Raw genomic sequence first — 13,397 nt, forward strand, 5'->3', positions numbered from 1 at the left:
GTATACCTGATGCGAATACACTTCGTATCATTGCTTTGCCCCTTGGTAAGGTCCGCGGCCCTTGCTTGTTAGGGGCACTGTTGATGGTTTCATGAATGATCATGCCGATGATGAATGTCAGGATAATGAGGGTGCGCATGGCGCAGCGGCACATGCTGATGCGCGTGCACATGTGGCTCCTTGCCGTCCCAGCCGTCCTCGTGTGCGTGCTGGTGGTGGGCGTCATGGCTGTGCGCGTGTGTATGGAACAACGGCTCGTGTTCGTGATCGTGCTCATGTTTTTCCGTCAAATGCAGCCAGATGCCCGCGGCCATCAGCGCCGCGGCTAGCCAGAACAGCAGTCCGGGTATCTCGCCCAGCATGAACAGCGAGATGACGGCCCCGACAAACGGTGCCGCCGAAAAATAAGCGCCCGTACGGGCAGTTCCCAGGTGGCGCAACGCCAGCACGAACATCACTAGGCTCAAGCCATAGCCGCAAAAACCGACCAGTCCGGCGCTCAGGGAAATGCTGACGCTGGGTAGGGAATAACCGAGGGCCAGGGCAATAGCCAGGTTGACTGAACCGGCCACCAGGCCCTTCAAGGCGGCAATTTGCAAGGCATCGCTGGCAGACACCTTGCGCGTCAGGTTGTTGTCGATACCCCAGCACAGGCAGGCGCCGACGATGGCGATCGCACCCCAGGGCACGCCAAGCTTGGGTACTTGTTCCCACGACAGCAGGATACCGGCGGCGACGATCAGCAGCATGCCGATGAAAATACGATGGTCGAAATTTTCCTTGAAGACGAACCAGGCCAACATCGCCGTGAGCACGCCCTCGATATTGAGCAGCAGCGATGCCGATGAGGCGGGCGTGAGCGTCAGGCCGAACATCAGCAAGACCGGCCCCGCAATCCCGCCAAAGGCGATCGCCCCCGCGAGCCAGGGCAAATCCGCGCCCGTGAGTGTGGCGGGTTTGTCCTGATTGTTGCGGGTGAGCACCGCACGCACCAGGAAGCAGGCCAGCAGGCCCAGCCCGCTGCCCAGGTACAGGATACCGGCCAGGGTCACCGGGGCGACCTGCCCTACCAACGTTTTGGCAAAGGGCGTGCTGGCGCCAAATAGGGCTGCCGCCAGCAAGGCGTACACGACGCCCTGATGCGCACCCTGCTCGGGTGAAGATGATGAAGATGCCATGCAATGCTTTCGTGGTGTGTTTTTTTACCCTGGCTGCCAGTATGCACGATCCGGCACACGCTGGCAGCGCCTCCCTCATTGCGGCCCGGTGAAGGGCCGCATGGTGGCTTACTTGGCGACCAGCTCGGCCTTGACCGTGTTCTTGTCCGCGAAGGTGATGCTAGCCTGGGCTCGGGTGCCGGCGGCCATCTACCTGCTGCTCGTCGGCGTGACCATCGTCACTGAATCCGAGGTGGCCTGGCTGTTTATCGAGGCCGGCGTACTCGTGTGGCTGGTGCGCGCCCCGCCAAAGGGGCTCGTGAAAGGCGGTGGCTTGCAGGCGATCGGCATGGCGCAGCTGCCAGCGGTGCCTAGCATTTGGGGCGTGGTGGACGTGTCGCAGTTTACGCAAATCGGCATCTTCTTTGCCAAAGCGGGCGCCTTTGTGTTCGGTTCAGGCCTGGCCATTGTGCCGTTCCTGTATGGCGGCGTCGTCACCGAGCACCATTGGCTGACCGACAGGCAATTTGTGGACGCCGTCGCCGTGGCCATGATCACCCCGGGGCCCGTCGTCATCACAGTCGGCTTTATAGCCTACCTGATCGCCGGTTTCCCGGGCGCTGCCGTGGCGGCCCTGGCCACCTTCATTCCCTGCTACCTGTTTACCGTGATTCCGGCACCCTACTTTAAAAAATACGGCAAGCTGCCGGGCGTGCTGGCCTTCGTGGACGGCATCACTGCCGCAGCCATCAGCTCCATCACCGGCTCGGTGATCGTCATCGCCAAGCGCTCGATCATTGACATCCCGACGAGCTTGATCGCCGTGGCCGCCATGGTGCTGTTGTGGAAGTTCAAAAAGTTGCCGGAGCCCGTCGTTGTGGCAGCGGCTGCGGTCCTGGGTTTGATCGTCTTTCCTTTGTTGCGCCATTGAAATATGTGAGATACACATCTTTCTGGCATTTGGATGCGTTTGCAGTGCTTTCGGCAATAGCAACTGTATTTAATTCGCATACGTTTCTGGATCTCGACTGGATCGAAGTATTTCGTTCCGAAGCTCGACAGCAGCCTGTCGTCAGGGTTTAGATGATAATGAGTCCCGAAATTGAATCTCAGAAAGTGAGAAAGTGCATTTACTGGAAATGCACAAACTGCACTTCCTGGAAGCATGTCAACTGGTCATATTACCAATCTAGTGTCGCACCGCTAATTAGAAATTGGATGTTGTCAGGGTGCATGTCTCTCACTAGGAGTATCAAACAAGACCTTCACCTGACGCTTAGACGGCACTCGTCAGGACGATCAATTGGTTTTAGAATGTGTATAGTGGGCGTGAATCGAGTCAGGTAGAGCCCAGCGATGACTGGCCTAGACCGCGAAATTACTGCTGTGCAGACGCTTCCAGACGTTTAGATGCCTTAGGATTCGCCCTGCGTTTTACCTTGTGCAGGCCAATCTAGCACTATTCAATAGCCTATGGCCTTCTGGAGAGTAGCCATTTGCTCGTGCACCAGCGTGTGATGGAACGGAGTCCTTGACAGCACATAGGCCCGATTTTCGGGACGCATGTGTGTCTTTGTACCTAGTACCTTCCATAAAACAGGGCCCGTGACAAAACTATCCGGAACGTGATGCCAAAGGGAAGATGTGACCCATATCAACGTAGCCTGGCGCAACCGCTGAGCTGCCTTTTGGTCGCCATTTGCCGTAGCTAGTTCAGCGGCAGCTTGGAAAACCGGTTTGAGTGCAACGCCAAGACGATTCGCCATAATCGCCGGATCATCTGCAGAGATCCCGGCATACTCTATGCCGAACAAATGACGCAGCCAATTGTCTCGATTCGTTACGAGATACCTGTCCAACAGCGAACGCGTCACAGGAATGGCACTCGAGATCATATGGGCTACCGGTTCAAGCAAAAATACCTCTTGCTGAGCTGGTTTCCGGGAGTTGATCCTGACACTCCAAATATCGTGAGCGCTGCCGCCGCCCTTATACAGATGAAGGTCACCTAGCTTGATGCAGCCAATTTCGGATGGTTTGAGGGCACCATAATAAGCCATGAAAAGGATGAATCTCACAGCAGGCAGAGGAATGACAGAATGTTCTGGAACGGCAGTGGCGAGATAGCGCCATTCTGCGGCGGAGAGAAATCTTTCTGTCGGTTGCCAAACGCCTGCACCCTCCAGTAATAGTTTCTGCGCCTGGCGCTGTGAAAATTTGCTGTGATCGAAAGGGTTACCTCTGATATAGCCCCAGGCGCTCCAACGTTTAAACAACACCGAAATTACCGTAAGCACATGTTCTTGCGTCACGGCTGAATGCACTGCTCGCATTGGACTCCAAGGTCGCGCCTTGCCGTAAAGCTTGGTTGGCAGCCAAATGTCTCTCGGCTTCGGGTCTGCCAAGAATTCTGTGAAAGCATCGACATCTACAGTGGTCATCGCCGATAGTGCGATGTTTCGCTGGGCCACGCACCATAGCAAAACTTTCTGTATTTGAATAATATAGTTTTTTCGTGTCTTCTCAGAGGTATAGTACTCAAGCCACAATTGAATCGCCTCAAGATCGTTTTTTGCATTGATTACAGTCGGACTCAAAGCACGCAGTTTGGCCTGCAAATCAGAGCCATCAAGGCTCGGCGATAACCGGATCATGTCAAGTGGCTGGAAATACTCTTTGCGCACAAGTGGGCGCTCCGGCATTTTCTTAGTGCCAATTACCTCTATTGATAAGCTAGCTGGCTCCTGCGGTGATAGTTTTCGATGTTGTTGATCAGAGTCCTGGTAGGTAGAGATAAGCCCGCGTGCATCAGCGCATGCCAGCCGACCAAGTGTTCTTGGGCTTGCGAGCAGGATAACTGGTGCACCTTTTTCGCTGACGTAAGTGAGAAATGATACTGCCGGAAAGTTTGGCTGCCGTAAGGGCGTCACGATAGAAGCGAATGTGGCATGAAGCTCGCGTGCCCGAACGCGGTCATCGCCTGTGACGCTGGCATCTGTCAGCTTGGTCGCTGCCTCATGCCACGAGCTGAACGCATGCTCCGCAGCGTGAAAGCTTGCCAGTAGATAGCCGACCCATGCCTTTGCATCCAGCACTTTATCCAACGGCCATTGCAGCAAGGAGGTTCGCAATTCAAGAACGGGCCGGTTGGCCAACATCTCCTCGAAGTGATAGCGCCAAAGCATAAAGACTTGAATGCGAGGGCAACTCTCGGTGGATAAAACCATTGCGCCGTCACCAGGATGAACTTTAATCTGCCGGTTCATGGAAGCACGCGCACCACAGTAATAGCCCTGGGTGACGCGCGCCAGCCGCCGCCTCACGGCCTTGTACAACTGAATGCGTTCGGAGTACATCTCCGGACTGCTTTCTTGATTCATCTGTTTTAATGTAACAGCGCAAAAAATATTTTCATAGCAACCTTTGTAGACGTTAAATGTTAACGTGCCAAGATCCAGACAGGCGAGATCAAAATTCGGTGGAATGGCGCTGGTCAGCACCTGGAGTGTGGCGCGGCGCTTGGTTTCATGAGCGGTCAGGCTACTAACAGGCAAATGCCAAGTATGCCAATCACGCCAGTTCAATGTGCTTGCATTCAGCGACTGTACCCACTTGACCAGCGGCGACAAGAGACGCGCCGCATCCGCATACAGCCGATGGTTACCCCATTGCGAGATATCACTTTGCTCGGCGTACGGCGTCAGGCAAGACGGACAGTGAAATGGGATACCGAACCCAGCTTCCGCGAGCGCATAGGGGGGCGTAGATAGACCGCATGCCGTGCAGTTCGCCAGAATAGGAACACCATGAATTGGGCACCTTGCTATCGCCTCAATCTGGTAAAGAAAGCTCTGGTAGCCATGTCGCAGGCAATCTGGGCAATATCTAAGCGATTTATCCGTAGCTATCAATGACGTCCACCTCCCTGCCCTCGCGCTCAGAGTTGATTCAATTGTCAGGCGTCGGATAGCCGCTATGCCGTTTTCTCCGGTTTGGTCTATCCAATGGCTGTCAAGCAATGAGCGGGCATGTAGTTGACCGTATGTTGGTGCTTGGTTTAGTTTCTGGCCAAAAACCGCCCCGCACAGTTCGCCAGCACCGATTCCGTTGGCAACTGCAAACTTCAGCAGTAACGTGTAAGCGCCCTCGTATGGCAGCTGCCACTCGCGCAGCCAGGCTATCCCTGCCAGCTCGCCGTGTATTGGGGTGACATTGTGCATGTGCTAGGTTATGTAAGTGATGCCCAGAGAGTCCTTAAATCCCGATTGGGCAACAGCCGTCTTCCAGTCATCGACGCTGCCATGAAATCCTGGATGATCATATTCGAGACTCGCCATGAAAAACCGGCGAATGCTGTCGGCCACCCACAGCATTCCGACCTGATTCAGGCCGCCGCTGGCTTGTGCCGCAAGCTTGTACTGGCCCCATAACGTCTCAATTTCGCTCTGTAATCGCCAACCACTTGCGTATGCTTGCCTCATAAGAAACTGGCTGTAGCTATATCCGCTCCCTGCTGGGTACTCCGATACCTCCGCGTCGTCGTAGAACGACATGATGATGGCAAGATCCTCGGGCGTTAGCACGCCACGGAATTCATACTGCTGAATCATGAAGCGCCCAATCAAATCAATGCGCCCCGATTGAATCAAGGCTGTCCGCAGCGAAGTTAGTTCAGGCGTCCCAAAGAGTACGGCGATGAGTTGCACTTTATGCTCCATCGCAAGTTCGTTGGCAAGGTCACGCAATGTGGTCAATTCTGGCTCATGCCAGTTCTGGGCCTCATCGACAAACAACATGATGAGGTCGCTATTGCGTGTCTTTGCTTGCGTCCACATAAAGTTTCGCAGCCTCGCTCTGCGCTGCTCCACTTTCCCAAGCGATGCCATCACGTGTGTACAAGCGGTCAGCAATTCACCCATGAAGGTGAGTTCTGAAAAGCGGGGATGCCAAGCCGCGCTGACAGAGAATATCGGCATATCGGGAAACGACTGTGTCAATTGGTCAGCAAGGACAGTAATCCCTTCTGTCTTACCAAAGCGCGGGTGCGCGTAAAAACAACAGCCTGGTGCGCGCTGGAACGCTGTATTGGCAAGCACCTCATAGGCCGTACGAATCGATGGCGTTGGCAGGCGAATTTTGCTGCGCAATACTGGATGACTGGCAAGTTGTTCAGGAGTCGGCGCGCATTCCACATTGGGCTTTGTCGTGAGATTCATGAAGACTCCTTCTGGTTAGCGCAAGATCGTTTTCCACGTAGGTGTCGGTACCAAACTTGTCAACGGTTGGCGTGGTGGTTCAACGGGCGGCGTGACGGGTTCGAACTTTGGCAACGACTCGGCAGGTGCAGCATTCTCAGTGGGAATACCTGTCTCCGCACTTGCCCTCGCCAGACGGGTCGCTGAGCGGGAAATTTTTCGCGGCTTTTTAGTGGCGTCCTTGACGGTCTCCGATTGTAGGTGACGCAATAGCGCAACAATCGGATTGTCGTTGTATCTGACGTTCAGCTGTCCAGAATCGCGTAGGGCATTAATCTCTTTTCGCATCTCACGCGTATGTCTGGTTTGGCCCCACGCCCCTTGCGCCGTGAGTATCCCCAACTCATCTCCCGACTCGTGAAAAGCGCGCACTGTGCACATATCGGTTGCGCGGATATGTACGCGCAGTTTTCTCCCAACAAGTGCGAATGCGTTGCTCAAAATGGGACTAGTGTAACGAACTCGATCAATCTCAACATATGGCCGCCGTCCGTTTTCAGGATCTCCACGAACTGTCTTGATTTCGACTTCAATGCCGAGATCGGGAAGTGTTGCGGTCGGGGGAGGAAGCCGACGAGGCAGCAAACCCAAAGACTTTATCGATGCATAGTCTCGTAGTATGCTAAGTGGAGAGCGATTTCCCAGCCCCTCGTTTGGCCCTGTGTTGTAGTCTGTGATCGTCACATCCATCAAATCAAGGAGTTCCTCCAAGCCAATTCCCAGTTCGACTGCGCTTCTAGCTGGGTCGCCTTTCTTCGGATCTGACGGGCTAGATCCCGTCGTCGATGGCAAACGTTGAAAACCGTATGTCTCCAACTTCTTAAATACGCGCTCAAGTGGGCTACGATGCTCCCAATGTCCGATCGGGCCGTAATTGACACAGCACCCAAGCCTACGCCTGGCGCGTTCAGCGATCGCGTTGGAATAGTGAACTGCAGCGTTGTCAACCATCATGGCGGCCCAGGCACGACCGGAGAACTCGGGGATAACACCTGACGGTAGGCCTGCATCGGGTGCGTAGGTCATGTCCGGCACGACGAGCTTACGCGGCTCCCAAGTCGACATCGCGGAAATGATTGCTTGCTCGATTGTGACTGCCGAGCATTCAGTGCGGATGCCGACGCTATATCCAAGTATCGCGCGCGAGAAATCATCGACGACAGGAACGAGCCAAAGTCGTTCGATCGCAACGCGTTGTGGGCCTTTAGGCCCAGCGATCCGAACGGTGCCAACGCAATCAATCTTGTGCGGATCAATGCCAACGACATCGTACGGCGCATGCGATATCTTGCTTGAGGGCCGTCCTTTACCAACTGATAAATGCGATTTGGCGGTTTTACCAAACCTAGCGGAAGCTGCCGCTTCAATTTGGCTGAGCATTAGCTTTTTAGCGTAGCGTTCGACCGATCGTCGGCCTCTGGATTTACTGTTGAGAGGATAGGCGTTTCCCAGTATGCCGGCCTGCTCACAGCTATAAACAAAGGCCGCGTGCAGATCTTTCAGTGAAATTCTGGCCTCATGAATATGGCCCTTCTCCGGGCGTTTGAGTATCAGGCCGTCGATCTTCGCTTTAATCTCTGGATGCATTTCCATGAACATTTCGAAAGCACCTGTTGAAATCGCTTTGGTTCCCTTTTCAGAAGGAAGGTCTGCAATCCGACGGTAGTCTTTCGTTCGGAAATTTCGGATTAATGCTGTCCATCCGTAAGGTTTGCCATCTGCGGCAGGTGACACGCAGCGAGTTAACTGTCGGAGGAGATCTGTGCGAGAGATTCCGACCGATTTAACGGATGTCTTTAAGCGTCCAGTACGAAGATAGGCTTCAAGCGCAGTTTGGTACTTTGCAAAACGTTCACGTTCCCCTTCGTCCAGTGCGTCGATATCAACCGAGCGCCAAGACGACGTGTCTGATAGTTCTGCTGGCAACGTGCTGAAGGTCCACAGTTTCATGGACCACTCTCTATGCTGATGATAGTTTCCGGCGAGAGGTTTTCTGTACCAATATTCGATTTGTAAGTGCCCAGAAGCACATTCTGAAACACCGCAGCCACATATAAAGGAAAGGCTGCCTCGCCCCAAATTCTTTCTACGTCGGCAAGTGTGAACGACTGGTGTGACCGAAACATATCTGCGACCTCGTCGCTGTACCATGCCAGGGAGTGCTCTCTTGCAGCAGAAAGCCAGGCCAATATACGCCGCCAGTTGGCGAGCTGCACCGGGTTACTGCGAATTTCGATCTCGGTCCATGACTCGTAGCGAATCATGACGGCGGCGGCGGCTTCGATTAAACGTGTCGCTTCCGTCGGATCGTGGTTCGCCTTCCCTCGATCTTGGGAATAACGAACGTGCCGATAGCCGACCTCACCACTTTTATAAGTTACGACGGCCGTCACCGGAAGCGCTATCCCGCCCTCCCCTAACGACACCGAGCGTTTCACAGGAGCGTAATCGCACTGTGCAATCTCGGTATCAAATTCGGTCATGAAGAAGTGATCCCATTCTAGGTCACTTCGCAAAACCCAGTCGCGCTTGGTATGCGGGCTATATACGTACCAGAGGCTATTTAAGGCGCTGCCCCGCTGCCCGTAGGAAGCAGCCAATTTCCCACGAAACCGGGTTCCAAGCCTTGAACCAGCTGATCGCGACGTCGCCATTGATCACTCCGAAAACAATACCAACTCAGCATAGGCTGTGAAATCGGATTTGCAAGGTGAGGCGTGGCTTACTGGGTAACATTGTGATTAAAGTCAACTTGCTATCGTCTGCCGTGGGTCGAGAAGAATCAAATTTGTGTCGCTTGCCTTGTAGGTCGAAAAAGATCAACTTTATGTCGCGGGCACGAAAAAGATCAAATTGCTGTCGAAGAATCGCGACAGTAAGTTAGGTCACATTGCTGGGAGCTTAGAGGAAGAAGTGGAAATTTTGAGTACCTAGAATGCTGTCGGCGTACTCACTGCTTGGCGCCCAAGGTTGTTGGGACGCCCACAGAACTAGTCACCTATCTCATTGTGCTCAGTAATATCAAAAATTGACCAGTCGGGGATCGATCTACGCAAAATTATGACCCTGATCACTTGCACACAAAGAACGATAACTTCCTTCATTAATGCAGCGGTGGTTATCCTTTGACCGCAAACAGATATCATTTCGGAGGGGTTGGCCTGCCCCGTATGAACAAGTTTGCTGCGGACCTCGTAGGACTTCTTTAATAAAGCGGCATTTCTTTTGCGAACATCAACTGTTCCACCGATCAACCGAACTGACCTGACGGTAATTTTATGCATCATTTCATTGTTAGCTTTATCCCCGAGCAGTGCTTCAAACGCCGTCGCAACCTCAACCGCGCAATCACCAACGCTACGACGGCGTTGAGCTTGATTGAGCCGTTGGAGAGCAACCCGGACAGGAGCGCGCATAGGCTCAGAAAGGGAAAGATATGCTTGAACTATTTTTTGCGCATCGTGCTCATTTAAAATGCTGAAATCCCCTAAAGAACTAGGCAAAATCTCATGCATGTGTCCACCCCGTCCGCCACCTAAACTAGCCCGCTCTAAATCTGGATCATCAAATGTAAACCAATATGCCGAGGACATTGATATTCTTGGCCCAACAACCGTTAGCACAGTGATTATCTCATTGAACAATTCGTGATTTTTTAAAAAATCATCATTTTCCAAAGCATCTGATTGTTTAGGATCATAGATATAGGGATCGATTAATTTTTCAAAAACCAGTGCAGATTGCGGCGGGATAAAATCCAGCATACTTGTAACTGTACTAGTATTGAAATTTCCCATTATAAATTTCTTTTGCTCACTATCTGGAATATCCTCAATCGGTACAATTTTCACTTCCGCTGTAAGTTGAATTTGTCTATCAACAGGAACGCCCCAAATGGCACATATGAATTTTCCGGTTGCAGCTTTAGTTCCAAGTACCTTCAATGCCCATTCTATGGCTGCCTCTGCTGATTTATATTCTAGCGCTATCTTTAGAAGCGATGTACCAATGTAAGATGGATAAAAACCAGTAGCTCCATTTCCTGTGCGAACCATTCTAGTTTCCTCACCTGGGAAACGATGATCCCGAGCAACAATTTCATTTAATTTCTTCCCCATCTCATCCATCTTTAAAATAGCAGAATATCTAATATCATCATCTCGACATTCCAGAGCAGAAAGTAAATTAAATTCTCGCCTAGAGAAAATTAAATCTTGACTTTCCTTGCATAAGTCCGTCAATTCTTGCGATAAGGCATTTATTTGTTCATTCAATATTAGCGCCATTGATTCAGACATTTTTTAATCCCTAATAATAAAACAAAAATAATTTCCCGTGCTGACGGTACTTGGGTAACAGCATTATGTATCAAAATCACCGCGTCTGGCACGTCCGCAAATCCCGTGACAACGAATTTCATCTTTGAAGCACCGCTCACAGACCTTTAAACGCAGACAATATCGAGCTTGCTGAACCGCCCATTTTGGTACCCCAAGCATATACATGAAATCACCGAGCATTCTGGTGCGGTTGACTGCCCGCCAATTGGTCCGCCTAGAGTTGCGAATGATCCAGTACTGATTGCGGAACTCATCCTCGATTTGCTCAAGTATCCGCAGTGAATTAGCATCAAAATTTGCCATATCACGTGGCTCCTCCCCGTCAATCAAGGTGGAGTAACTGTCAGAACGGACAATCGTCCACCACTTGTGGCAATCCCGGTGCAGTCGCCAGGTACACGACGCCGAGATTGTTGTCGCACCAGGTCTGCAAGCCGTCCATGCAATGGCCGGAAAGCGCCTGGAATGCGACCTGTGCCGCACGCAGCATGTTTGTACAAAACGGCACCCGCCATACAACGACTTCCGGCACCACGATGCCCCTGGAGCGGAAGTAGCGTTTCTGGTCAAGCGCCCTGCACTGCATTTCCTTGCCGCAGTACTTTGTCGCGGTCATTGAAGAACAGGTTCTTGGCGCTTTGCATTTTCATGCGGCCGTCAAGTTCGTGGCCCTGTATGTTTTCCCTGTAGGTGACTGTGGACTGTGGCCATGCGATCAGCACCGGCTGGAAGCCGCCCGCCCGATGTTGTTCAATTTTTTATACAACATATTGCGCAATATATTGTATTCTTGAGTTTCATCGAGGAGAAACATCAGAATGCGCTATCACTCATGTCTGCTTCAAGCGCTGTCGGCGCTGTCCATCATTAGCGCATCGGGCGCTTTTGCCGAGGTGCCGGGCATTTCGCGAGACGAAAAAGGCGCGATCATCGCCTCCCTCGACAGCACCTTGAATACGAACTACGCGTTTCCGGACATCGCGCGAAAAATTGCGCCCGTGCTTCAGGAGCGTCTGAAAAAGGGAGATTATGACTCGGCGGCGACGAAGGCGGAGTTTGCGAGCAAGCTGACCGACGATCTCATCAAAGTCAGCGGCGACCTGCATTTCCTCGTGGGTGCCGACTCCCAATGGATCGCGGAATTCAAGGCGAAGGCCAACCCGGCGCTCAAGCCCAAGATACGAAAAGAAGAATTGAGCAGGCTGGAAGAGAGCAATTTCGGTTTCGACGAGGTCGCTCGCCTGAAGGGCAATATCGGTTATATACGGTTCAGCTATTTTGCCGATCCCGAGCTTGCCTATGATACGGCCGCATCCGTTATGCGCTTCGTCGGCAATACGGATGCCGTCATCATCGATTTGCGCTATAACAATGGCGGACATCTGGAAATGGCGCAATTCCTGGCCAGCTATTTCTTCTCCAGCGAGAAAGACCAGTTGCTCTTCGACTATTATTACAATGAGGATGGCAAGCGTATCCAGCGCGGGCAATGGGTGCTGCCGGGCCTGCCGGGCAAGCGCATGGTGGACAAGCCCGTCTATATCCTGACCGGCTCCACGTCGTTTTCCTCCGCAGAATGGTTTTCCTATGCGATGAAAAAGCTCGGGCGGGCGACGCTGATCGGGGAGCGGACCGCTGGCGGTGCGCATCCGGTTGCGCGCAAGCCGCTGAACGACGATTTTTTCGTGCAAGTGCCGATCGGCCAGATCCAGGATCCCGTGGACCATGGCGATTTCGAAGGTGTCGGCGTGCAACCTGATGTCCCTGGCCCCTCTATTCGCGCGCTTCCTCTGGCGCACAAGCTGGCGCTTGAACATCTGGCGAAGACCGATGACGCCAGGCGAACCGAACTTGCCTGGCTGCTCCCGAGCCTGACGGCAGCGATCGAGCGCCCGCACGTCGATGCCGCGGTGTTGACAAAAGCCGCCGGAAAATATGAAGGCCGCCAGATTATCCTGGACAATGGCACGCTTTACTATCTCTGGCGCGAACGGTTCCGGGTCGCGCTTGAGCCGATCGGTCCCAACCTGTTCGCGGTGGAAGGCGTGTCGGATTTTCGATACCGCCTGAATACCTTGCGCGGAAAAGTGACGGAGCTGGAACGCGTGAACAAGGATGGCAGCATCCAGAGGTACAAGCGCCTTGACTAAAAAGACACCTCACCCGGCCGCAATCGATGACGCCGTGTTTCTTGGCCGCGCTGTCGAACGGCTGAGCGTCCTGATCGCCGAGCAATCCAAGACTGTCTTCGATACGATGGGGATCGTCATCCCGGTTCGTTCGTGTTCGCTGATGACTGTCCTGGCAACGCTCGGCACGGCCTCCGCTGCGGATCTGGCGCGCGAACTCGGACATTCGCACCAGCTGGTCATGCAAAAGATACCAAAGCTGCTCCGCCTGGGCCTCGTACGGTATCGGAACGATGACAATGATGCCCGCCGACGACTATTGGTGCCCACGGAGGAAGGCTTGTCGCAGCTTGCGAAATTCCAGCAGTGCACGGTGCTGATCCGGGCAGCCTATGCCGGCCTGTTTGCCGAGGTGGGGGACGTCAGGCAATTCGTGGACCGGGCCGCCGATGCGCTCAACGAGAAGCCGCTGGACAAGCGCATCCATTCCCCGGCGCGTTTGACCTGATGCACAAG

General features: G+C 53.3%; 10 protein-coding genes and 1 pseudogene. 3 read left to right on the forward strand and 8 right to left on the reverse strand.

The window, feature by feature from the left end; all coding sequences use genetic code 11:
* Window positions 1–89: 89 nt before the first annotated feature.
* Window positions 90–1,178 carry a DMT family transporter gene (locus tag ACQ4WQ_RS11010; RefSeq protein ID WP_436496966.1) on the reverse strand — a complete coding sequence of 363 codons (1,089 nt, stop codon included), beginning with the start codon at window positions 1,176–1,178 and terminating at the stop codon, window positions 90–92.
* Between the two features lie 31 nt (window positions 1,179–1,209).
* Between ACQ4WQ_RS11010 and chrA the strand changes: the two are divergent.
* Window positions 1,210–2,088: pseudogene (chrA, locus tag ACQ4WQ_RS11015) on the forward strand (chromate efflux transporter); the annotation flags it as partial.
* A gap of 532 nt (window positions 2,089–2,620) precedes the next feature.
* On the opposite strand, the gene ACQ4WQ_RS11020 reads toward chrA, so the two are convergent.
* The 7 genes from ACQ4WQ_RS11020 to ACQ4WQ_RS11050 all read right to left on the reverse strand — a co-directional run bounded on the left by ACQ4WQ_RS11020 (window position 2,621) and on the right by ACQ4WQ_RS11050 (window position 11,368).
* Complete coding sequence (locus ACQ4WQ_RS11020) at window positions 2,621–5,377, reverse strand: TniQ family protein (RefSeq protein ID WP_436496968.1); 2,757 nt, start codon at window positions 5,375–5,377, stop codon at window positions 2,621–2,623.
* A gap of 3 nt (window positions 5,378–5,380) precedes the next feature.
* A complete protein-coding gene (locus tag ACQ4WQ_RS11025) occupies window positions 5,381–6,373 on the reverse strand; it encodes an ATP-binding protein (protein WP_436496970.1) in 993 nt (330 codons plus the stop codon).
* A gap of 15 nt (window positions 6,374–6,388) precedes the next feature.
* Window positions 6,389–8,362, reverse strand: a complete 1,974-nt coding sequence (locus ACQ4WQ_RS11030) for a hypothetical protein (RefSeq protein WP_436496972.1) — start codon at window positions 8,360–8,362, stop codon at window positions 6,389–6,391.
* Entirely contained in the window at window positions 8,359–8,895 is a 537-nt protein-coding gene (locus ACQ4WQ_RS11035) for a hypothetical protein (RefSeq protein ID WP_436496974.1), read from the reverse strand. Before ACQ4WQ_RS11035 ends, ACQ4WQ_RS11030 begins: the two co-directional genes overlap by 4 nt.
* A 507-nt stretch (window positions 8,896–9,402) precedes the next feature.
* Entirely contained in the window at window positions 9,403–10,710 is a 1,308-nt protein-coding gene (locus ACQ4WQ_RS11040) for a hypothetical protein (protein ID WP_436496976.1), read from the reverse strand.
* A gap of 63 nt (window positions 10,711–10,773) precedes the next feature.
* Window positions 10,774–11,055, reverse strand: a complete 282-nt coding sequence (locus ACQ4WQ_RS11045) for a hypothetical protein (RefSeq protein ID WP_436496978.1) — start codon at window positions 11,053–11,055, stop codon at window positions 10,774–10,776.
* Between the two features lie 40 nt (window positions 11,056–11,095).
* A complete protein-coding gene (locus ACQ4WQ_RS11050; RefSeq protein ID WP_436496980.1) occupies window positions 11,096–11,368 on the reverse strand; it encodes a hypothetical protein in 273 nt (90 codons plus the stop codon).
* Window positions 11,369–11,570: 202 nt separating this feature from the next.
* On the opposite strand from ACQ4WQ_RS11050, the gene ACQ4WQ_RS11055 reads away from it, so the two are divergent.
* Both ACQ4WQ_RS11055 and ACQ4WQ_RS11060 read left to right on the forward strand, forming a co-directional pair.
* Window positions 11,571–12,902 (forward strand): S41 family peptidase, encoded by a 1,332-nt coding sequence (locus tag ACQ4WQ_RS11055; RefSeq protein WP_436496982.1) that lies wholly within the window; start codon window positions 11,571–11,573, stop codon window positions 12,900–12,902.
* Window positions 12,895–13,389, forward strand: a complete 495-nt coding sequence (locus ACQ4WQ_RS11060) for a MarR family winged helix-turn-helix transcriptional regulator (protein WP_436496984.1) — start codon at window positions 12,895–12,897, stop codon at window positions 13,387–13,389. Before ACQ4WQ_RS11055 ends, ACQ4WQ_RS11060 begins: the two co-directional genes overlap by 8 nt.
* Window positions 13,390–13,397: the final 8 nt, after the last annotated feature.

The sequence above is a fragment of the Janthinobacterium goodfellowi genome, assembly GCF_051380695.1.
In the GTDB taxonomy this organism is placed as follows: domain Bacteria; phylum Pseudomonadota; class Gammaproteobacteria; order Burkholderiales; family Burkholderiaceae_D; genus Janthinobacterium.

Coding starts and splice junctions, on each gene's coding strand:
- ACQ4WQ_RS11045 (WP_436496978.1), bottom strand. CDS start 11,055: ATGGCAAATTTTGATGCTAATTCACTGCGGATACTTGAGCAAATCGAG.
- ACQ4WQ_RS11055 (WP_436496982.1), top strand. CDS start 11,571: ATGCGCTATCACTCATGTCTGCTTCAAGCGCTGTCGGCGCTGTCCATC.
- ACQ4WQ_RS11050 (WP_436496980.1), bottom strand. CDS start 11,368: ATGACCGCGACAAAGTACTGCGGCAAGGAAATGCAGTGCAGGGCGCTT.
- ACQ4WQ_RS11020 (WP_436496968.1), bottom strand. CDS start 5,377: ATGCACAATGTCACCCCAATACACGGCGAGCTGGCAGGGATAGCCTGG.
- ACQ4WQ_RS11010 (WP_436496966.1), bottom strand. CDS start 1,178: ATGGCATCTTCATCATCTTCACCCGAGCAGGGTGCGCATCAGGGCGTC.
- ACQ4WQ_RS11035 (WP_436496974.1), bottom strand. CDS start 8,895: ATGACCGAATTTGATACCGAGATTGCACAGTGCGATTACGCTCCTGTG.
- ACQ4WQ_RS11040 (WP_436496976.1), bottom strand. CDS start 10,710: ATGTCTGAATCAATGGCGCTAATATTGAATGAACAAATAAATGCCTTA.
- ACQ4WQ_RS11030 (WP_436496972.1), bottom strand. CDS start 8,362: ATGAAACTGTGGACCTTCAGCACGTTGCCAGCAGAACTATCAGACACG.
- ACQ4WQ_RS11025 (WP_436496970.1), bottom strand. CDS start 6,373: ATGAATCTCACGACAAAGCCCAATGTGGAATGCGCGCCGACTCCTGAA.